Below are 21,825 nucleotides of genomic sequence, written 5' to 3'. Positions count from 1 at the left end.
GGTAGGATTGGCTGCTGAAAATGACCGCCCTGAACTCGCATATCACAGCAGGCGATGCTGCCTTTGAGGATGTGTGAATGAGACGCTACAGGGCTACCCCTCATGTAATGATCAGGCATGGTTTTCCATGCCATGTGATAGCAGATGCAGATAAATAGTGAAGATACGCATGAAGAACCGCTGAAGCGGGTCACCTCTTTTGGCGAACGGCTGGTTGAGAACGAATATTTTACCGGTGCCGGCCATTTGAACATTCTTGTCAACATGCGAAGGGATATCGCTGCACGGATTCCAATGTTGATTCTGACCGGCGAGGAAGGTTGCGGGAAATCGGTGCTTGGCCGCATGGTGGCTGCGGAATCGCGCCCTGGCTGTATTGCTGTTCATTTTGGGCAGACAGTCGATTCCTTTGAATATCTGGTGTCATTTGTTGCGGAGCGGCTCGACCTTGAGGTTCCCGAACAGACCCGTGATGGCATAGTCGCCGCTGTAGAGCAGATTGCGGCTGCGGTTTCCATACGAAATGAGCGACTGCTATTGATTCTCGACGGGGCGGAGCGAATCTATCTCGCAACCTTGGAACGTCTGCGTAAGATGATGGACCGGCTTAATCGGGTTGTGGTCTCGATGCAGCTGGTGCTGATTGGCAGACCGCTTCTACTTGATAATCTCCGGCAACTCTCCCTCTGCAATTTCGAAGAGATCGAAGAAAAGCGCTATGTCCTGGAGCCACTCACCCAGGCCGAAACCAGATCGTATCTTGAATTCTGCAAAAAAAAGATGCCAGATGCAGAAAGTGGAATTTTTACCCCGGAAACGGTCGATAAGATCTATCAGGGGTCACAAGGAAATTTCAAACAAATTCATAACCTGGCTGAGCAGTTATGCAATCGCTATAATAAAGATGCCTCGTTCTGGGTGCTGTTGGAAAATGTCGCGGGTGGTCAGGATGAAAAAGTTTTGCGACGTTCCTCGCGTCGTCGTCCCTTGCCGCCAATTGAAAAGTTTGATCCGCGCAGGCTTTCCCGGCGCCAGAAAATCATCGGCGGAGGAAGTGTTGCTGGTCTGCTTGTACTCTTTTTACTCTTAAACTCGGGAGGCAATGGGCCGGTTGACACTGTGCCCAGCAGCCCCGAGAATGTTTCCGAAGTGGCGCAGGTGCAGGAGGAGACGACAAACGAAGCTGTAGAGACGCAGGAAGAATCCGAGGGTGAGGTGGCCATACTCTCTGTTGAAAGCGATCAGCCGGTGGAAGAAGCGCTAGACACTCCTGAAAAAGTGGTAGCTGAAGAGGCGGAACAAACAGCGGTAGAGAGTGTCGCCGAGCCTGAAATACCGCTGGTTGTTGAAGCTAATAGTTCAGAGGAAGCAGAGTCTGCTGAGGAGACGACGCTTGTCGAGACACCGGCGCAAAGAGAGTTGCGGCAGGCTGAGGATCTGGTGGCTGAGGCACAGCAGGCTGTAGAGATCGCTCGTAGCGTCAAAGGGCCTGAGATGGCTGCCAGGCCAAAGGTTATAGAGGAGACAATGGAGGCTGTGCCGGTTGATAGTCCCGAGGTCCCTGTGCTGGCTGCCGTCCCGGAAAAAACTGAAATAGTGGTGTCGCCGGCAAAAGTGGTAGAAAAGAAAGAAAATGTCGCCGATAAGTTTGTTGCTTCCGCTCCGGTACTGCGCGCGGAACGGGCCAAAAAACATACGGCAGCTACAGAGATTGTTGTACCAGAATCGGGTGTCAAAATTGAATCGGCTGTCCGGACGCCGGTTGAGGCGAGTACCTCGAAAACGAGTATTCCTTTGATTACAGTTGACAAAAACAAGTTGAAAAAAACGTCAGCAGGTAGTGGCACAGGGGCTGTAACAGGCGGTGTGCAGACGAAGGGGAATAAGTCACAAGGCGAGCCTTCACGCAATACCATAGTAGTTGCCACTCCCGTAAAGGCTCTTCAGCCGATTGTACCATCCCCAGACGATAAACGGTCAATTGGCGAGGCGGGAACCAAGAAAATTCCGGTTCTCAGTAAGGCCATTGTTCCTGAAAAAAAACTGATGGCTACCGGCGCCACATATCCGGCCCGCGTTGCTGCCGGTGTTCCATGGCTTGATGGTAAAAAAGACGATAAATACACCATGCAGCTGATGGTTCTCACATCGGGCAGTGCTCGGGAGAATGTACAGGAAATCCTGACACAGAACGAATATGTCCGGGAAGCCGGAAATCTCTATATTTTTGAGAAACGTAGCGGGACGCCGACGGTATTCGTTTTTATGGGTGAATTTAATACGCTGGCTGAGGCTCAGGCTGCGCGGAACCGCATACCTCCTGAATTGCAGAAAAATGAGCCTTATATTCTGTCGGTGCCGGAAGCCATGCAAAAGGTCAAATAATAAGGAACTGCAGGTATAAAACCAAGGGCAATTTCAGGATGCACCGGGGGGGGTGGAATGAGAAATTCTGCGGATCTAAAGAGAGTTTTTAGTAACGAACCACTGCAGTTCTGGCAGATTTGGTGATTGAAAAAGAAAAAAGCCTGTAATCAAAATGTTGTTGATTACAGGCTTTTCTTATCTGTGGTGGAGCTAGGCGGGATCGAACCGCCGACCTCTTGAATGCCATTCAAGCGCTCTCCCAGCTGAGCTATAGCCCCACAAGTGATCCTCAAAAATTGTGACGGTTAAATAACAGGGATTCAGAAGGCTGTCAACGAATTTTTCTCGCCAAAATGCAACATGGAAAAAAGAGAACAATGTCCGTGGAAAAGACAGCTGCCTATCTGCCCGTGGCTGTGAGAAAAGGAGCGAGGGGAAAGAAATTGTTTTCACACCATTTCTGTGGACTGCATATCTCTTGCTAATGGATCGGAGGTTTGTTATTCTTCTGTGTTTTGCATGGGCATCTTTTGAAGTTGGCAATTTTCCGTAATTGAGCAAGGTGCCGAGCGTTTCACACGCTATAAAATCTACTCCACCAATGGTGGATTTCTTACCTCGAGGTAGGTTTATGTATTCTCCATTCAATTTTTTATTTGGCTGGCTTTCCAATGACCTGGCAATCGATCTTGGTACAGCCAATACCGTTTTATATGTGAAAGGGAAGGGTATTGTCCTGCGGGAACCCTCCGTTGTTGCGGTTCGTCAGGACGGCAGGATGAGCAAAGTCCTGGCAGTAGGGCAGGAAGCCAAAATGATGCTCGGCAAGACCCCCGGCAACATCACCGCCATTCGTCCGATCAAAGATGGTGTTATCGCTGACTTTGAAGTGACCGAGGCAATGCTCAGATATTTTATCAATAAAGTGCATAACCGGCGGACCCTCGTCCATCCGCGTATTATGATCTCAGTTCCTTCCGGAATTACCCAGGTGGAAAAACGTGCGGTACGTGAATCAGCCGAGTCTGCCGGAGCCCGGGAAGTGTATCTCATCGAAGAGCCTATGGCGGCAGCCATAGGTGCCGATCTGCCGATTACCGAACCGACTGCCAATATGATCATCGATATCGGCGGCGGTACCACCGAAGTTGCGGTCATCTCTCTTGCCGGTATCGTGTATGCCAAGTCGGTGCGCGTGGCGGGCGACAAAATGGATGAGGCAATCCTGCAATATATTAAGCGTAAGCATAATCTCGCCATTGGTGAGCGCACCGCTGAGCTGATCAAGACCACTATCGGCAACGTCATGCCGGAAGAGCCGTATGAGACCATGGAGATCAAAGGCCGTGATCTGGTATCCGGTGTACCGAAAACCATGACGGTTTCCGCAGAGGAGATCCAGTCCGCCATTGCTGAACAGGTGGATGTTATCGTTGAGGCAGTCCGGGTCGCACTGGAGGTGACTCCTCCGGAGCTGGCCGCCGATATCGTCGATCAGGGTATAGTTCTGACCGGTGGCGGCGCTCTTCTGAAAAACCTCGATAAATGCCTGAAAGAGGCCACTGGCATGCCGATTATCGTTGCGGATGACCCGCTTTCCTCGGTCGTTCTCGGTTCTGGAAAGGCTCTCGACAATCTCGATATTCTGCGTGAAGTGACAATCGAGTAGCTGGCTGTTCATTCCGGTATTTGTGGGAATAACCCTCCCGGTTGCGGGGCGCGATCTCTTCGTTGCCCCACGCTACTGATGAACGTGACCTTGGGGCTCCGTGAGAAAACAAGCGAAATCCAAAAAGGGACCATCGGGTCTGTTTTCCGTACGACTTGTCGTCTTTTTCGGAACAGTATTGGTGGTCGGTCTGCTGCTGCTTGCCTCTCTTCTGGGAGGTGGATTCGGCGCGCTGCATAAGCTTACCCTTGATCTGGTGGGACCGCTTGAGAGCGCAGTTAGCCGTTCTCTATCTGGCGTGATCACTGTAAAAGATGACTATCTGGCTCTTTTTAATGTGCGTGAGGATAACAAGCGTCTTGCGGCTCTTGTTGACAAATACATGCAGGAACTGGCCGAACGAAGAGAGAGCTATCATAAGTTCAAGCATTATGAAGAACTGCTGGACTTCAAAAAACAGGAAGGCTTTGGGCTGTTGACTGCCAGAGTGGTGGGAAAGGATCCAGCGCTGTGGTTCCAGACCATCATTATCGACCGGGGGGCAGAGGATGATGTTGTGGAGGGCATGGTTGTGCTCGGTCCCAGCGGGGTCATCGGTCAGATCATCCACACTTCCGAGAGCTATTCCAAGGTTCTCCTGGCCAACGCTCCCAGTAGTGCCATTGATGCAATGGTACAGAAAAACAGGGTCCGCGGTATCTTGAAAGGTGCTGGAGCAAACGGTTATGTGCTCGAGTATGTGCTAAAGAATGCCGATGTGGTTGAGGGCGACTATATCGTCACTGCCGGCATTGGTGGTATTTTCCAGTCCGGGATTCCCCTGGGGCAGGTCTCTTCTGTACGCTCCCTTGAGCGTGGCATGTTTCTTGAGATCAAGGTGAGACCGAGCGTGGATTTTCAAAAACTCGAGGAAGTTTTTGTCGACCTGACGGACCGGAAGAAGATTTTAAATGAAATGTATTCGGGGGCCGACAGGTAGGTGCAATGATACTTACCGTCGCCTTTGTGCTGTTGGGGATTTTGATCTGTGTGTTGCAGACCACAGTGTTGCAGCTGATTCCCGGATCATTTTCCCGACCTGATCTGGTCTTTCTGTTGGTGGCCTTTTCGGCCTATAAGCTGCCGTGGATTCCTGGGATTCTCCTGGCTTTTACGGTGGGTTGGGTTCTCGATGTGCTGGTGGGAGTGAACCTCGGGTTTTATCCGCTGCAGTTTCTCTTTGTTCTTGTTTGCCTTAAGATGCTGACCCTCAATAGCCCGGTGAAAGAGAGTGCCTACCAGATACCGATGGTGGGGGTGAGCTATTTCCTGCTGCAGATGAGTGTCTATCTGCTCTCTTCCATGACTCTCCAGTATGGACTGCCGGAATGGTCGTGGGTGGGCATGATTCAGGAGACCATCCTCCTGGTGTTGGCTGCTATTCCCTGCTTTCTCGTGTTTAACGGGATTCATGATTATCTTGCAAACAGGATAGCGCGTTCGCGGTCGGTTCGGCGGCGGGTGCGTAAACATCTCTAGATAGCGCGATAGATGATATGAAGTTGTTTTTCCAAGAGGTGGAGGAATTCACCGAACGCGATGATGAGGGTGCCGACCTGCTGCGCAGACGGCTGCTTGGCGGAGCCGCAGTCATTATTCTCTTTTTTTCCATTATTATTTTACGACTCTGGTTCCTCCAGATCCAGCATGGTGAGGACTACAAAGAGTACGCTTACAGCAACAGGGTTCGAATCCAGGAGATTACTGCTCCCCGTGGCCATATTCTCGACCGCAAAGGTCGGGAGATCGTTACCAACAGACCTTCGTTTAATGTGGTAATGATGCGGGAGGACTCCCATGATACCGAAGATGTTCTCAAGCGGCTGGCGCCAATTCTCAAAAAGGATATTTCCGAACTTTGGGACCGGATTCGCGATGCGGCGGGTACACCAAAATATCTGCCTATCGTCCTGAAAGAAGATATCGATTGGGAAACTCTAGCCTACCTTGAAAATCACAATCAGAACTTTTCCGGTATCCGAATTGAAGTGCAACCGGTGCGGATATATTCCTACGGCGATCTTGCAGCTAATATTATCGGGTATCTTGGCATCATCAACAAGAAGGAACTCGCCGATTCCGACCCGGAAATATACAGTGGAACAGACCTTATCGGAAAACAGGGGCTGGAAAAGCTCCGTGAGGCGGATCTGCGCGGCGGCAAGGGGCATCGGTACACTGAAGTGGATGCCAAGGGTTTTGAGCGCAGTGAATTAAAGCGCGAAGACCCCTTGCCGGGCAGGCAGATTCAGCTGACCCTTGATGTGGATCTGCAGAAGATCGCCGAGGACATGATGAGCCAGGATGATAAGGCAGGCGCTGTTGTGGCCATGGAGGTCAAAACGGGACGGTTGCTCACCTTGGTCTCTACACCCAGGATCCATCTTGACGACTTCGTCGGCGGCATCTCCTACGAAAAGTGGCAGGCGTTGATGGATAACCCTAAGCATCCGCTGTTGAACAAAGTGGTACAGGGTACATATCCTCCTGGCTCGACATATAAAATGATTACCGCCATGGCGGGGCTTGCAACCGGGGTGATCAACAAGGACACTACTGTCTACTGCCCGGGTCATTATCGTTTTGGAAATAGGACCTATCGATGCTGGAAACATAGTGGGCACGGCACAGTGGATCTGCGGCGTGCCATCAGCGAGTCGTGTGACGTCTATTTCTATCAGGTTGGACAGATGGTGGGGGTCGACACTCTAGCCGAATTTGCTAAAAAGTTCGGTCTCGGAAACAAGACCGGCATTGAGCTTGAACATGAAAAATCCGGACTGGCACCGACCAAGCAGTGGAAGCAGGAGCGTTACAAAACCAAGTGGCAGGATGGTGAGACTCTCTCGGTTGCAATTGGTCAGGGATACGTGCTTGCCACGCCCTTGCAGATTAACGTAATGACCGCCACTCTCGCCAACTTTGGCCGGAGGATGCGGCCGCAATTGATAGAAAAGGTGGTTGAGCCGGATGGGACGTTGGTGGAAAAACTGATCCCCATTATTGAAAGTGAAGTGAAGGTCGATGCCGGCCAGATGCAACAGATCCACAACGGTATGATGGATGTGGTGCAGGGGAAACGGGGGACGGCCCGCGGTGTAGCTATTGAAGGCCTCAACATTGCCGGTAAAACAGGTACGGCCCAGGTGGTGAAGGTCGCGGTGTACAAGGGGTTAAAAGAGGAAGACATTCCGTATAAATATCGAGATCATGCCTGGTTTACCTGTTTTGCTCCTGTTGAAGACCCGGAAATTGCAGTGACAGTGCTTGTGGAACATGGTCTGCATGGTGGCTCAGAAGCGGGTCCTGTGGTTAAGGCTGTTCTGGAAAAATATTTTGAAGGCAGATTGGCGGCAGTTGATGAGCAAGAACCTGCGAAAAAATAATGACATTGGTAACCGTGACGTTTTCCCCAAGTTACGAAGCAAAAAGAGGGTGTGGTAATGATTCGTATAGATAGGAGGCTTTTTGAGCATTTCGATTTTGTGTTGTTGCTGCTGATTCTCCTCGTATGCGGAATGGCCCTGTTTAATCTCTACAGTGCGACCTATCCACCGAAAGGTTTCGGTATGTCGCCTTACCTGAAGCAAGCATATTATCTTCTCTTTGGCTTTGCCTGCTGCCTCGTTATTTTAAGTGTCGATTACCAGGTTCTGCATATCTTGAATTATCCCATCTATGTAATCGTGATTATCCTTTTGGCCCTCTCCTACATCATTGGTAGCGAGGCGGGTGGCGCCCAGCGCTGGATCAATCTCGGGGTGATCAAACTGCAGCCATCAGAACCAGCCAAGTTGATGATGGTTATCTCGTTGGCCAGTTACTATTCCCGCAAAGAAGTGCTCGACGGCTATACCTTGAAACAGCTGATTATGCCGATCCTGCTCACGGCATTACCGTTTCTGCTTATTCTCAAACAGCCGGATCTGGGAACCGCGCTGATGCTTGGCATCATTTTCGTCTCAATGACCATGCTGGCAAAGTTGAGGCTTTCGACCCTTCTTACCCTTGCCGGGTCCGCGTTGGCGGTGGTGGTTTTTGCCTGGGAGAAGTTGCTGAAACCTTATCAAAAACAACGGATTCAGACATTTTTGAACCCGGAGGCGGATAAGATGGGCCACGGCTACCAGATCATGCAGTCCAAGATTGCGGTGGGCAGTGGAGGGAAGTTTGGGAAGGGGTACATGGAAGGCACCCAGGGTCATCTCCATTTCCTTCCTGAACGGCATACGGACTTCGCCTTTGCCGTATGGGGCGAGGAGTGGGGTTTTGTCGGGTGTTTCTTCTTTCTCGGCTGCTATTTTATCATGCTGCTCTGGGGGCTGCATGTGGCTATGAATGCCCGAGACCGTTTCGGCGTGTTACTGGCTTTTGGTGTGGTCATGCTCATTTTCTGGCAAGCGGTGATTAACCTCTTGATGATCATGGGTTTTCTGCCAGTCGTTGGTATACCGTTACCCCTTGTATCTTACGGCGGATCATCGCTTTTGACCACTCTTCTGGCTCTGGGGATCCTGATGAACGTCTCTATGCGGAGATTTGGTACAACTCATGGCAGCAACAGCCAGCCCGGTTGATACTGGAGGCGGTGACAGTTTGCTTCTCTACGATGTTGTTCCTAATACCAACTCGCGCAGGCCGTTGATAAAAACTGGCTCGGTATTGAGCGATGTGGTGGATTCAAGGCGTACGCCAAGTGATTCGGCCTGCTCACGGAAAAGCATGCCGATCTCATAGAGCGTTTCAACATGGTCTGAGACAAAGCTGATCGGCACCATGAGAATGTTGCGACACCCTTCTTCGGCAAGGGTCACTATCATTTCCGATGTGGCTGGAGAGAGCCATTCTACCGGTCCGCTTCTGCTCTGGTAACAGAGCTTTCCTGTAATACCTGTCTGTTGTTCAAGGGCTGAAATGGTGTGACCTATTTCCTCCACATATGGATCCCCACCTTCAATAAACGAAACCGGCAGGCTATGGGCGCTGTAGACGAGCTGGAATGGTTCGTTGCTAAAATGTTCTTCTGCTCCTTTTCTGATTTTTTCTGCCAGTGCGGTAATATAGTGTCGCTGATCGGGCCAGGAGGGAATTTCAATGAACGGCAGCTGTGGTGATGTCTGTTGAAGAGCCCGCCGAAGATCGCTCAAGGATGAGCCGGAGGTAGCCCTCGAGTAGTGAGGATAGAGCGGTAAACCGACAATCTTTTTTACCCCGAGACCGACCAATTCTGCGACCGCCTCATCAGCAGAGGGCGGCCAGTAACGCATTGCAACCCGCACCAGGTAATCGCCATCAGTTGCAAGGGCTTCTTCAAGGGCTGCAGCCTGGGCCTGGCTGATTCTTTTCAAAGGGGAGCTGCCGCCTATTTTGCTATAGATCTCTCTGCTCTTTGGCGCACGCTTTCGAGCAATCCACCAGGCCAGCGGTTTTTGCAGAAAGGAGGGGCCAAGACGGATAATCTCACGGTCGGAGAACAGGTTGTAGAGAAAAGGGGCGACATCATCCAGGCAGTCTGGTCCGCCCATATTGAGCAGTAGGATGCCGGTGGTATGTTTTTCCATTGGTTTTCAACTGTTGGGAAGGGTGGAGGATATTTACGGTAGATGATTCTACTGCATTGTGTACCGAAGCACCAGCACTTGGTGCAGGTTGTGCGACTATTCCCAAAAAAATCCCGAAATGATCTTTTTGCATTCATATCGCATCTTGATTCTCCTCTTTATGGAAATATAATAAAAGACAGAGTGAATCCCTAAAGCAGTCAGTCAGGATGTTGCCGGAGTTTCATTCATCAGGGCACGTCCGGATTCACCAGGGAATGCACCGACAGGTGCATGCAGTGGGCGGTGGTCGTAACGCCATCGCCTGAGCATCAGACGGAGGAAATCTATGGAACTGAAGATCGAAGCCCGGAATGTTGAGTTACGTAAAGGATGGCAGACCAAGATCGAAGAAGAGAAAGAGAAGCTGGTAAAGCATCATGCAGGCTATGTACTGCATCTTCGTGTCTCCATTGAAGCGACTACTCACCATAAGGAAGGAGGGTTTGAGATCAAACTGATTGCCACCATTCCAACTGATACTGTCGTCGTTGCACGAAAAGGAGAGGCTGTTCGGCCACTGCTGACTGAAGCGTTCGATGTCCTGGAGTTGCAGCTCAAGGAAAGGCTTCGGAAAAAGAGAAAAAATGTGAAAAACAGTGTGGCCGAGGAAGTGGACAAGGTGGGCGTTATCAGAAAGCTTTCACCATTTGAATCGTATGGATTTATTACCTCATTTGATAACAGAGATATCTATTTTCATGAAAATTCATTGAAAAACGTTAACATGGAGCAACTGACCGAAGGTGACAGTGTACTGTATGGTGAAACGTATGGTGACAAGGGGCCCCAGGCGTCCTGGGTGAGACCGGTCAGATAAACGTTTTTAACATTTTCGATACAGGGGCCGTGGATGAGTAATCTTCCACGGCCCTTTCTGTTTGTGGATGTGGTGCGGATGTGTGGCGCTGGAGACTGCGGGTTGTTTCTTTGCGCTGAGTTTTGCACATGCGTTCATGGCCATCATGCAGTATAGATAGAACCATTTTCAGCAATATCATACGCAAAAATCGAAGAAAGGAGCCAGGACCCGTGAAACAAGAAGTGTATCTGATAGATGGTAGCGCCTATATTTATCGTGCTTTCCATGGCGTGAAGCCACTCTCCAACAGTAAGGGGATGCAGACCAACGCGGTTTTTGGCTTTATCAATATCCTGCGAAAGCTCATGCGGGAGAAAAATCCGCGCTATGTGGCGGTTGCCTTTGACAGCAGGGGCAAGGTGTTCCGGCACGAAATGTATTCGGACTATAAGGCTCACAGGCCGCCAATGCCCGAAGAACTCGCTGTGCAGGTTCCTTACATTCGAGATTTTATCGCTTCCTCAAATATTCTCTCACTTGAAGAGCCGGGAATTGAGGCGGACGATTTAATTGCCTCCGCAGCGCGGGTGTTAAGTGCACGTGGTCTTCAGGTGGTGATTGTTTCAGGCGACAAAGATCTGCTGCAACTGGTCGACGATTCTGTGGTGATGTGGGACCCGATGAAGGAAAAGGTCATGGATACCGCTGCAGTGGAGGCTAAATATGGTGTTGCCATCGGGCAGCTGCTTGATATGTTTGCCCTGGTCGGTGACAGTTCCGACAATGTTCCGGGGGTGCCTGGGATAGGGCCGAAGACCGCTGAGAAGCTGATTGCAGAATACCAGAGCCTTGAGAACCTGTATGATCGCATCGATACGATGAAGCCGTCAAAAATGAAAGAGCGCCTTATTGAGAATAGAGATTCGGCGTTTCTCTCACGAGACCTGATTCGCTTGAAAGAAGATGCAGTGGTGCCCGAAGAGCCCGAACTCTATGCCTTGCGCGAGGGAGATGATGCAAAACTCGCCGAACTCTACGCCGAGCTGGAGTTTTCCTCCTTCTTGAAAGAGATCGATACTTCAGAGAAAATAGAGACGGAAAAATTTTCCAGTATTACGACGAACGCACAGCTTGAGCAGGTAGTGCAGGAATTGCTTGGTAAAAAACAGGTGGTAATCGATACCGAAACTACCTCACTTGATGCCCGCAGAGCGCGATTGGTCGGGGTGTCGATTTGTAGTGATCTAGACCGGGCCTGGTATGTCCCAATTGGGCATCTGGACGCCGAAGGTGTGCGAGTGGCCGGACAATTGGACGAAGGGACGGTGAAAGAACTGCTTGCACCGCTGCTGCTTGCTCCTGGAATTTTGAAGATCGGTCATAACCTGAAGTATGACTATACTGTGTTGAATCGGCAGTGGCAGATGAACATGGCGAATCCTCTGGCCGATACCATGATTGCCGCCCACCTTCTGGAGGTGCCGGGCCGGTCGCTCAAGCTTGACGACCTCTGTCGTGATCTCGGAATTCGTATGACCACATTTGAAGAGGTGGTGGGACAGGATAAGCGGGACGACTGCTTTGCGTATGTCGATCCCGAAAGTGCATGCAATTACAGCTGTGAAGATGTCTACGGCACCCTGAGTCTCTGGCAGAATTATCATGATCAGCTCATTGCTAAGCGGCTCGACCACCTCTTTAATGAGCTGGAGATGCCGCTTATGCCAATACTTGCCGAGATGGAAATGCGGGGCATCTGTATCGATGAGCATCTTCTTGGTGATCTTTCAGCTGAGTTTCTTGGTAAACTTGCCGAGATCGAGCAGAGGATTTATGCGGTTGCAGGACAGACTTTCAATATTAACTCCCCGCGGCAGCTTGGCCAGATCCTTTTTGAGGAACTGAATCTGCCCCATGGCCGCAAGACAAAGACCGGCTATTCCACTGACGTGAAAGTGTTGGAAAAGCTGGCGCCAAAGCACGAGCTGCCGGCTTTAATCCTCGAGTATCGAACCCTTGCCAAGCTACAGTCCACCTACGTGGAAAAGCTGGCAACCTTTCAGGATCCTGAAAGCGGGCGGATCCACACCTCGTTTAATCAGGCGGTTACGGCAACAGGCCGGTTGTCGAGCAGTAACCCGAACCTGCAGAATATCCCGATTCGGGGGGAGGAGGGCAACCGTATCCGTCAGGCCTTTGTTCCGGCTGAAGGTCAGCTCTTTGTCTCGGCTGACTATTCCCAGATCGACCTGCGGGTTTTGGCTCATTATTCAGGAGATAAGGCACTTGTGGATGCGTTTAGGGCGGGTGATGATATTCATACCCGGACTGCGGCCCAGATATTTGGGGTATCTCCGCTGCTGGTAACCGGGGATATGAGGCGAGTTGCCAAAAGTATCAACTTCGGCATAGTCTATGGAATGAGCAGCTTCGGACTGTCCGGACAGCTTGGCATAAGCCGTAAAGAGGCCCAGAGCTTTATCGATAAGTACTTTACCCTTTATAGTGGGGTCAAACAGTTTATGGAGGACATTGTCGTCCAGGCAAAAGAAGATGGCTTTGTTACGACCCTCATGAACCGGCGGCGGGCTGTTCCAGAGATCAACAGCAGTAATCGCATCCAACGTGAATTTGCCGAGCGAACAGCGATTAATACACCCATCCAGGGAACCGCTGCGGATATCATCAAGCTTGCCATGTTAAAAGTGGCTGCAGCCCTTCGTGACGCTGATGTTCCAGCGACGCTTTTGTTGCAGATTCACGATGAACTGGTATTTGAGGTACCCGAAGACCAGGTGGAAGTGGCGAAGAAAATTATTCAGAAATCGATGGAAGAGGCGATGCAGCTCGACGTGCCACTGGTGGTGAATGTGACGGTTGGTAAAAGCCTTGCCAAATAGCAAATGGGGAGACGGCAACAAACAGCCGTCTCCCCATTTTAATGGTTTTTCCTGATATTAGTGTCCCTTTTATTTCCGCTCGTGCATCGGTACGAACGGTCGCAGAGTGTGACCGGTGTAGACCTGACGCGGTCTGCCGATACGGGCATTCGCTTTATCTTCCTTCATCTCTGTCCATTGGGCGATCCAGCCCGGCAGTCGGCCCAGCGCGAACATAACGGTGAACATGTTGGTCGGAATGCCGATGGCCCGATAAATGATGCCGCTATAGAAATCGACGTTCGGATAGAGATTCCGCTCCTGAAAGTAGGCATCGTTGCGCACCCGTTCTTCGAGTTCGAGGGCGATATCCAAGAGCGGATCCTGGATGTCCAGGGCACCGAGCACCTCGTGACAGGCCTCCTTGATGATTTTGGCACGCGGATCAAATGTTTTGTATACCCGATGTCCGAAACCCGAGAGACGAAATGAATCCTGTTTATTCTTCGCCTTTTCGATATATTTTTCGAAATTGCAGTCATCAGCGTAGATGAGCTCAAGCATCTCGAGCACCGCCTGGTTAGCACCGCCATGGAGTGGGCCCCACAAGGCGTTTATTCCGGCGGAAATGGAGGCGTAGAGGTTTACCCCGGCGCTGCCCACCAGGCGTACTGTTGAGGTTGAACAGTTCTGCTCGTGATCGGCGTGGAGGATCAGCAGTTTGTTCAACGCCATGGCGACTTCAGGCTTGATAACATAGGGCATGTTGGGCCGGTCAAACATCATGTTCAGAAAGTTCTGCACATAATTGAGTTTGGCATTGGGGTAGACCAGCGGATGGCCGATATTCTTCTTGTAGGAGAAGGCGGCAATGGTGCGGATCTTTGAGAGCAGCCGGGCTGTTGTCACCGTGATGCCGCCGTATGGGTCATCTTCGTCATCCATCTCCGGATAAAAGTTGTGGAGCGTGCCCACCATGGTGGAGAGGATGGACATCGGCGAGGCGTTCGGGGGGAAATGATCGAAGAAGTGGATCATGTCCTCATGCAGCAAAGCAAAACGGCGCATGTCGCGTTTAAACTGCTCAAGCTGTTCGTAGTTCGGCAGCTCACCATTCAAGATGAGATAGGCGACCTCGATGAACTGGCAGTTCTCGGCCAGATCCTCGATGGCGTAGCCCCGGTAGTTGAGGATGCCCTGGCCGCCGTCCAGGTAAGTAATTGCACTGGTGCAGGAGCCGGTATTCATGTAGCCGCTGTCAAGCGTGATGTAGCCGCTGTCTTTTAGTAAACTTCGTATATCGATCGCTTTTTGTCCGGCCGTTCCGACAACAATGGGTAGAGTGTAGTTTTTTCCGTCTATAGAGAGCTGGGCAAATTCCTGTGGCATACGTACTCCTTATGGTTGATAAGACTGTGGGGCCGGCCGAGGCGGCCACTGCATATGTTGTTTCGGCAGCCAGAAGGGTATCAGGTGATGCACAGACGTTGCGATTACAGTACAATGAGATTGTCTGGGTGCATGAATTGTGGTGCCGAAGGAACAGCCCGGGAGGTGTGCGTGGTAGCTGAGACGGGAACGCTCAGAGATCCATGCGAAGGGCTGTGGGTTCCATCATTTGCGCTGTACTATAGTATAAATGAAATTATAACGCAAATTTCTTTTCTGTTTGCTTGAATTGGTACGTTTGTGCCACCAATGATCCTCTGCTGTAAAGGGTAGCAGATACGGAGTGATAGAGTGTCGATTTGGTGCTGTTGTGAACACAGAGGGCTCGGGTTGGGGCAACGCGACCATAGCTGCCACGGCCTGGCATTGTGGTTGATATGGCCGCTCGAATAAGGCGGTGGCCAGACGTCTGTAAGATAATGTGGAGAGGTGAGAAGAACGCATCATGATGTTACCGGAAAGTGCCCAGCAGAAGCTGGTCGATGAAGTAGAGATGTTTATTGAATACGGAGTGGAGCAGCAGGAACGTGCAGCGGCTACCGCTCTGGTGAAAAAATACCAGAATAATCCGCCTGCATTGGCCGTATTGCTCGAGTTCTACAAAGTTTTACCGGAGGCCAGAGAAGAGGCGGTAGTTCGCCTTGCCCACATTGATTCACTGCAGGGAGTGACGTTACTTGCTGTATCCACCATGACGCATTCCTATGGGGCGGTTGTGTCTGAAGGGGAGGCGCATATCCTCGGTGAATATGGTAAGGAGCCGATTCCGGAAGAGATTCTAGGTTTTTTCGGCTTTAGCGACAGTGAGGAATTGGTCAAGAGTTATGGCGAGGTGAAAGATTTACCGGAATTTGGTGTGAAGGGTACTGACGTGCTTTGCCCCGTCTGTCAGGTTAAGGCTGGAGAATGTCACCTTCTTGGTTGTCCTGTGGAGATTTGCCCCTGGTGTGACGGGCAGTTGAACAGATGTAACTGTCGGTTTGAAAAACTTGAACTGGAAAGTCTTGACTCTGAGGAACAGGTGGAAGCACTCCAGGCGTTGCTGGAGGATAAAGGGCGGATACCCTTTCAGCCTGAACAAAAGCCGGGATATCCTGGAACCAGCGAGGGTTTGGACAAGTAATTCCTATTTCTGGCCGATAACCGGCAACAGGGAAGAGGCAAAAAAGGGCGTCTGCCATGCAGCAGACGCCCTTTTTCTGTTTCGCTATAATTCTTGAAACGAACCTGGCAGGTGGATCAGTTGCCTTGAACGTTTTTCATGTATTTATAGAGTTCAGAATCAGAAGAGATGATGAGCGAGGTATTGCCGCCGATTATCTTCTCATAGCTTTCAAGTGTTTTGAGAAAGCCGTAAAAGTCCTGATCCTGGTTGTAGGCCTGGCCATAAATTCTGGTGGCCTCGGCATCAGCTTTACCCTTGATGGTGACCGCTTCGCGGTTGGCACCAGAAATGATTTCTTTGAGTTCCTTGTCCACGGTACCGAGAATTTCCGCTTTCTGGCCTTCACCCAACGAACGTTTCTCGGCGGCGATACGTTTCCTTTCAGAGATCATCCGGTCATAGACCTTGGAACGTACCGACTCGATATAGTTGACCCGCTTGATCATCACGTCGATGAGCGTGATGCCGTACCCTGGTGTGGCTTGACTTGCCACCTCAAGGATAATGTCCTGAATTTTGTCACGGCCCATCTGAGGTTTTGATCCGATCGGCTCGTTGCCTAAAATCTGGGTCATGGTGTCCGGAGACCAGTCGGAGCTCCGGATGATTTCAATCAGGTTGTTTTTGTTGACCATATCACGGACGGTACCATCAATGATATCGTCAAGAAGTGATTGTGCCCGTGCCTCTGAGCCGCCAGTGGATTGAAGATAACGGAGTGCGTCAGAGATTCGCCACCTGGCAGTAACATCGAGGAAGACAAAGGTTTTGTCATTGGTTGGGATCTGGTTAGGATCGCCATCCCAAATCTGTATTTTTTTCTCGAAGATATTTACCTGCTGGAGAAACGGCATCTTCAGGTGGAGACCTGCTTCGGTGACCGGTTCGCCGACCGGGGCGCCAAACTGGGTTACCACAACCTGCTTGCCTTCCTCAAGAATATAGAAGCCATCATAGACCACGGCCACCGCTAAAAGCAGCAAGCCGACGAGGAAAAATTGGAGTATCTGTTTCATCGTTGTATCCTTATACTATCGCACTATTTTGTCTGAGGAGCTGCTGGCAGAGACTGGGCACCTGAAAGGTTGAGCAGTGGGATTGGGCTCTGCTGGTCCTTGTCAATGACGTACACCATCTGCACGTTTGGCAGAATGTTCTGCATGGTTTCCAGATACATACGTTTGCGGGTGACATCCGGCGCGCTCTTGTATTCTTTTAAAATATCAAGGAAACGTCCACTCTGGCCTTTGGCATCGTTGATGCGCTCAGAGGCGTAACCTTTGGCTTCCTCGATGATCTGTTTGGCGCTGCCCCGTGCCTTGGGAATGACCCGGTTATAGGTCTCCTGGGCTTCGTTAACCAGCCGCTTCATATCCTGATCGGCCTCGTTGACTTCATTGAAGGCAGGCTTGACCATATCCGGAGGATTGATGTCCTGGAACTGAACAGTAATAAGCGAGACACCGGCTTCCAGGTTATCGAGTTCCGACTGAAGTTCTTTTTTGACGGAAGCTGCCAACAGATCACGGTTGCTGAGTACGTAGTCGAAATCCATATTGCCAACAATACGACGGGTGACGCTCTCGGATGCATCATGGACCGCCTGTTCCACATCTTTAATCTTGAAGAGGAACAGATATGGATCGCTCACCTTGTACTGGACAATCCAGGCCACATTGATAACGTTCTTGTCGGCGGTGAGCATCAACGATTCCATATCATAGTTGCTCCGGTCGAACGAACTCTGCTGGCCGGGGAAACGGGTACGGAAACCAAACTCCTGTTTTCGGACCTGTTCCACATCAACCTTGTAGAGAGTATCGATGTACGGAATCTTGAAATGCAGGCCTGACTGGGTGGTCTTGGCAAATTTGCCGAGACGCAGGATGACGCCGACCTCACCAGGGGCTATTTTAAATACGGATGAGTAAACGCCCTGCAGTAGCAGAACAATGCCGGCCAGCACCAGGATTTTGGTGAGTCCGGCAAAGGGGTTGCCCGGTTTCTGCACCGGTTGTCCTTCGCTTGGGCCCGAGGGCCCTTTGGATTTGTCTTCAGAGAAAAAATCCTGAAGCTTTTTGATAATCTGGGCTACCATTTCCTCCGGTGTCTGCGGTTTATTCCGCTTGCCCCAGGGAGGTTGCTGATCATTCATGGCCATGCGTCAATCTCCTGAACTGTTTTTCCATTCAGCCAGCGATGGGAAGACATCTCTTTTCCGGTTCTGGCTTGCAGGGAAGATGAAAGTGCTTTGGGTAAAATATAAACTATTACGAGAAGCTGGTGCTTCGGCTTATATTCCTGAACAATTTACTATAGCACATGACAAGGAAATTGCACGACATCTAGGTCATAATCGTAGGGCTATATTCCAGCTTATCACCACAGATGCCAGGGAGAGTAATGACAGGATGAACTGGAGCTTCACGACATGGCGTAAACGAAAAACCCTGTCAAGTCCGAGTAGTGTACCCATACCGAGCCCTGCAAGCAATCCGAAGAGATGGGCGCCGAGGTCGGTCCGCCCGGTTCCGTTGCCGCTACCGAGCATGGCTAGCATGGCAGCACCGGCCATGAGGGGCAGGAGCAGTCGCTCCGGTCTGGTCAGTCTATAGTGGCGGTAATTGAGGGCGCAAAGAATTCCGATGACCGTAAAGACTGCAGTGGAAAAACCAACGGAATGGTGGCCCGGGCCGTGAGCCACCACGTTGATATAATTGGCCAGGCAAGCGGTGGTTGTGAGGGCGAAGAGCCCAATCCCATTGCCGATCAGCAGAAAATAGAAGTGAAGCAGGAAGCCACCCAGAAAACAGTTGCCGAGGAGATGGACGAGGTCAGCATGGAGGGTCAGGCCTGTCATGAGGCGAACATATTGGCCATGATCAAGAATCTGGGTGGAGTCGACTGCGCCATGACTAAACCAGAGAGAGTGAGCTGTCCAAGGGCCGGTGACGGCATAAAAGAGCATCAGGCTCACTACAATGAGGATGGCCTGGGCGCGAAAATAGGGATTGAAGTTGTCAGCTGCGGGTGGCTGCAGGGGCCAGTTCTGATTTTCCTGATCGTAGGCGGTAATTTCTGCTGTTGCCCTGCTGACAAAATTCGATGATGCAAAGATGACCCAATTACCAGCTCGGTCGGTACGAATGGTATGGGGGATATCGGCGGCGGAAAGGATGAGGGAGCAGAGGTGAAGTCGATCCGGCTGACCGGTTGTGAGCACCGGCTCCCAATCGAGGTCGTTTGGCACAGGGTTTTTGTCTTGTCGGGAGATGTCCATAACCAGCGTTGTCGTGTTCCGTGGACCCGTGTGCCGATTGCTGTAACGTCTGCGATGCTGGACGAAAACGCAAAAAAAACATCAACGGCCCACAATGGTGGACCGTTGATAAGAAAGAAGTGGCAGAATAAACGATCAGATCAGCTTTTCCACCGGAATCTTCGGGCCGAACTGCTCCTTTAACTTCAGCAGTTCCTCTTTTTGTTTCCGATAGACATTGAACAGCTGGACTGGAATGTTGCTTTCCCTGCTGTAGGCTTCCGTCTGCAGATCTATACGGTGAACAATGTTGTCGACGTAGAGGGTGAACTGCAGGTCGTAAAGCTCTTTGGGGTAATCTTTCTTGATACCATCAAAGAGTTTCTTCAGATCCTCATATTTCGGGAGCATGCCGATGGGGGTTTCAATAGCTTTCACATCACCGTGGGCATAGAGTTCAAGCCAGCCGAGCCAGACCCGGACATCTTTCTTTTCTCCCAGGAGGCCTTTGCCGGAACTGCCTCTGTTTTCGTGAGTAAGGAAGTAATTGAGCCCGGCCATGATCGGACGTCCGGCATCGCTGAGTTTATGGGAGTTGAACAGGTCGAACTGGGCGTGCATATAATCCGCAAGAGCGCCTGGGATAAACGGGGCATTGGCCCAGGGCTGGCGATTGACACCGGTTGCACCGACTTCGGTGGCGGTGGCCTTGGAAACGATGGAGGCACCGATGACAACGCCCTCGTTCATGTTGCGGGCAACCCATACCGGAGGCATGGTGTCAGCGTCCCGACCGGAGTACGTAATAACTTGAACCGGTGCGCCGGCAGGATCTTCAGAAACTGCTGTCGCATGGTTGGCGATGGCAGATGCCAAGAGGGTGCAGCGGGAGTTTTTATGGGACATGGGGACCGGTTTTCCGTCGGGGCCAATTTTGCCTTTGTACCATTCACCCTGGAAGTTGACACCCTTTTCCGGTGCGACCTCGCCGTTACCGACCCAGTGCGGCACATCGTTCTCATCAATCAGTACATTAGACCAGATCACCTCGGTGCCATCTCCGCGAAGGCAGTCCATCAGGTAGGGGTCGCCTTCGCGGTTGACATCCTCGACGATACCAAAAATACCTTTTTCAGGATTAATGGCGCGGAGTGTGCCGTCTTTTGCGATCCACATCTGGGCGAGATCGTCGCCGATAAAGTCGGTGCCGACCATGGCGGTGGTGGTTTTGCCGCAACCGGAAGGGGCCGCACCGGCAAAAAAGGTTTTGCGGCCACCGGGGCCGGTCATGCCGGTGATGAACATGTGCTCTGAGAGCTGTTCGCCCAGTTTATAATAGGTGGCGTAATCGACACTAAAGCGATGATTGCCTTTTTTTAACAAGAGGGTGTTGCCGGCATAGGTGCAGAAGGTGGAGAAGGTTGTCTGCCAGCTGCGATCCATCAGGATGCGGGCATTGGGTACGTCTTCAGGTGTGTTGTTGCCCTCGGCGTGAACGTTGGTGAAAAAGAGACCGGCCCGTTTGGCCTCCTTGTCAAAATCGGCAAAGCAGTTACGGTAGAGAAGTTCGGCAGAATGAAGAACGTAGCCCGACGAAGAGATCTCAATGGCGGGAATGGCCGCTTCGGCGCCGATTGGTCCACGACTGTAAAAGCCCACCATCATTGTTTTTCCGGCCATAATGGACGGCATAAATTTCAAGACATAGGCCATGGCGTCGCTGCGTAGAAGTGACTTGGCGAGCGAGCTCATTTTTTCCCCTTCGTTTATGATATAGAAGGTTTGATTGACGAGACGGGCCTGGTCCTGAGGGAGGTCGAAATGGATGGTATGCCCTTCCTTGGCGAGTTTTCTCTCTTCGCCTTTTTTGAGGGAATACTCTCTGATCCACTGAACATCTTCGGCACTGCCGGTATTGATAAAGACGGATTCGGGGCCACACATGGCAATAGCGTTGGCTATTTTGATCAGTGCTTCTTCGTTGGAGATTTTGGCGAGCTTACTCTGATTTGCTGCATCGAGCTTTTCGGTAAAAACTGCTTTGGCTGCATCAATGGTGGCAACTCCTCCAACAACTGAGAGGATGTCGGCACCTTTCCTGAGTTCAAGCATTATGTACTCCTTCCATTGAAATAATATTTTTTACTCCATCAGTCGTCACGTCTCTGGGCAATGCCCTGTCAGCAGGTGCGCATATTAGGTTTTTTTGCATCGGCAGTCAAGCATTTGCGTGGTATTGTTGTCGAGAATGACACTATGTAACATGGCAGAGTTACAACTTTATCATTGGGATTGGAGTGGCATGCGCCGACTGGGTTCTCGCTGGAATATTCATAAATATTGAATAAAACAATAAGAATTACTGAATAATAAACTTCTGAGAGTGTTAGGAAGGCAGCGAGAGCGATGTCGTTAGGTTTGGATATTATGTATCGACTGATCGTGAATGTTACAGCCGGCACTTGGAGGCGGTTGACCGAGATGATTGCAGGAAATGGATTTTCGTGTTAAACGGCATCCAACTTTTACACTCGGTGCAGGGAGATCTTTGATGAAGACAATGATGTTTGATAAAAAGAAAAAGGGCTGCAATCCT

Annotated in this window: 15 protein-coding genes and 1 tRNA gene; 9 read left to right on the top strand and 7 right to left on the bottom strand. The window is 50.9% G+C overall.

Annotated features, from left to right (window positions below; genetic code table 11):
• Nucleotides 1-144 precede the first annotated feature (144 nt).
• Entirely contained in the window at nt 145-2,385 is a 2,241-nt protein-coding gene (locus tag BUF15_RS04975) for an AAA family ATPase (protein WP_073612337.1), read from the top strand.
• 184 nt (nt 2,386-2,569) lie between these two features.
• On the opposite strand, the gene BUF15_RS04970 is transcribed toward BUF15_RS04975, so the two are convergent.
• Nucleotides 2,570-2,645 (bottom strand) — tRNA-Ala (locus tag BUF15_RS04970).
• Nucleotides 2,646-2,998: 353 nt separating this feature from the next.
• Here BUF15_RS04970 and BUF15_RS04965 point away from each other — a divergent pair.
• The 5 genes from BUF15_RS04965 to rodA all read left to right on the top strand — a co-directional run bounded on the left by BUF15_RS04965 (nt 2,999) and on the right by rodA (nt 8,652).
• Nucleotides 2,999-4,036: a rod shape-determining protein gene (locus BUF15_RS04965; RefSeq protein ID WP_073612336.1), complete on the top strand. Its 1,038-nt coding sequence runs from the start codon at nt 2,999-3,001 to the stop codon at nt 4,034-4,036.
• 100 nt (nt 4,037-4,136) lie between these two features.
• Nucleotides 4,137-5,015: a rod shape-determining protein MreC gene (mreC, locus tag BUF15_RS04960; protein ID WP_073612335.1), complete on the top strand. Its 879-nt coding sequence runs from the start codon at nt 4,137-4,139 to the stop codon at nt 5,013-5,015.
• 5 nt (nt 5,016-5,020) lie between these two features.
• Nucleotides 5,021-5,554: a rod shape-determining protein MreD gene (gene mreD, locus BUF15_RS04955; protein ID WP_073612334.1), complete on the top strand. Its 534-nt coding sequence runs from the start codon at nt 5,021-5,023 to the stop codon at nt 5,552-5,554.
• Between the two features lie 17 nt (nt 5,555-5,571).
• Nucleotides 5,572-7,461, top strand: a complete 1,890-nt coding sequence (gene mrdA, locus BUF15_RS04950) for a penicillin-binding protein 2 (RefSeq protein WP_073612333.1) — start codon at nt 5,572-5,574, stop codon at nt 7,459-7,461.
• Between the two features lie 57 nt (nt 7,462-7,518).
• Nucleotides 7,519-8,652, top strand: coding sequence for a rod shape-determining protein RodA (gene rodA / locus BUF15_RS04945; protein ID WP_073612332.1), 1,134 nt, complete (start codon nt 7,519-7,521; stop codon nt 8,650-8,652).
• A 27-nt stretch (nt 8,653-8,679) separates the two neighbouring features.
• On the opposite strand, the gene hemH is transcribed toward rodA, so the two are convergent.
• Nucleotides 8,680-9,636 (bottom strand): ferrochelatase, encoded by a 957-nt coding sequence (gene hemH / locus BUF15_RS04940; protein ID WP_073612331.1) that lies wholly within the window; start codon nt 9,634-9,636, stop codon nt 8,680-8,682.
• Between the two features lie 328 nt (nt 9,637-9,964).
• Between hemH and BUF15_RS04935 the strand changes: the two genes are divergently transcribed.
• On the top strand, nt 9,965-10,495 hold the full coding sequence (locus BUF15_RS04935; protein WP_073612330.1) for an HPF/RaiA family ribosome-associated protein: 531 nt from the start codon (nt 9,965-9,967) through the stop codon (nt 10,493-10,495).
• Nucleotides 10,496-10,707: 212 nt separating this feature from the next.
• On the top strand, nt 10,708-13,377 hold the full coding sequence (polA, locus tag BUF15_RS04930) for a DNA polymerase I (RefSeq protein WP_073612329.1): 2,670 nt from the start codon (nt 10,708-10,710) through the stop codon (nt 13,375-13,377).
• A gap of 69 nt (nt 13,378-13,446) precedes the next feature.
• On the opposite strand, the gene BUF15_RS04925 is transcribed toward polA, so the two are convergent.
• Entirely contained in the window at nt 13,447-14,745 is a 1,299-nt protein-coding gene (locus BUF15_RS04925; RefSeq protein WP_073612328.1) for a citrate synthase, read from the bottom strand.
• Nucleotides 14,746-15,250: 505 nt separating this feature from the next.
• Here BUF15_RS04925 and BUF15_RS04920 point away from each other — a divergent pair.
• The gene (locus tag BUF15_RS04920; protein WP_073612327.1) at nt 15,251-15,928 is read left to right on the top strand and encodes a hypothetical protein; all 678 of its coding nucleotides are present in this window, start codon (nt 15,251-15,253) and stop codon (nt 15,926-15,928) included.
• A gap of 116 nt (nt 15,929-16,044) precedes the next feature.
• Here the strand turns inward: BUF15_RS04920 and hflC are convergent, their stop codons facing one another.
• The 4 genes from hflC to BUF15_RS04900 all read right to left on the bottom strand — a co-directional run bounded on the left by hflC (nt 16,045) and on the right by BUF15_RS04900 (nt 21,341).
• Nucleotides 16,045-16,986, bottom strand: a complete 942-nt coding sequence (gene hflC / locus BUF15_RS04915) for a protease modulator HflC (protein WP_073612326.1) — start codon at nt 16,984-16,986, stop codon at nt 16,045-16,047.
• Between the two features lie 23 nt (nt 16,987-17,009).
• Nucleotides 17,010-18,131 (bottom strand): FtsH protease activity modulator HflK, encoded by a 1,122-nt coding sequence (gene hflK, locus BUF15_RS04910; RefSeq protein ID WP_084553488.1) that lies wholly within the window; start codon nt 18,129-18,131, stop codon nt 17,010-17,012.
• Nucleotides 18,132-18,320: 189 nt separating this feature from the next.
• Nucleotides 18,321-19,250, bottom strand: a complete 930-nt coding sequence (locus BUF15_RS04905) for a rhomboid family intramembrane serine protease (protein WP_073612325.1) — start codon at nt 19,248-19,250, stop codon at nt 18,321-18,323.
• A 135-nt stretch (nt 19,251-19,385) separates the two neighbouring features.
• On the bottom strand, nt 19,386-21,341 hold the full coding sequence (locus BUF15_RS04900) for a phosphoenolpyruvate carboxykinase (GTP) (RefSeq protein ID WP_073612324.1): 1,956 nt from the start codon (nt 21,339-21,341) through the stop codon (nt 19,386-19,388).
• Nucleotides 21,342-21,825 lie beyond the last annotated feature (484 nt).

Origin of the sequence: Desulfopila aestuarii DSM 18488, from assembly GCF_900143695.1 — a bacterium.
In the GTDB taxonomy this organism is placed as follows: domain Bacteria; phylum Desulfobacterota; class Desulfobulbia; order Desulfobulbales; family Desulfocapsaceae; genus Desulfopila; species Desulfopila aestuarii.
This window is presented reverse-complemented; position numbering and strand designations above follow the sequence as displayed.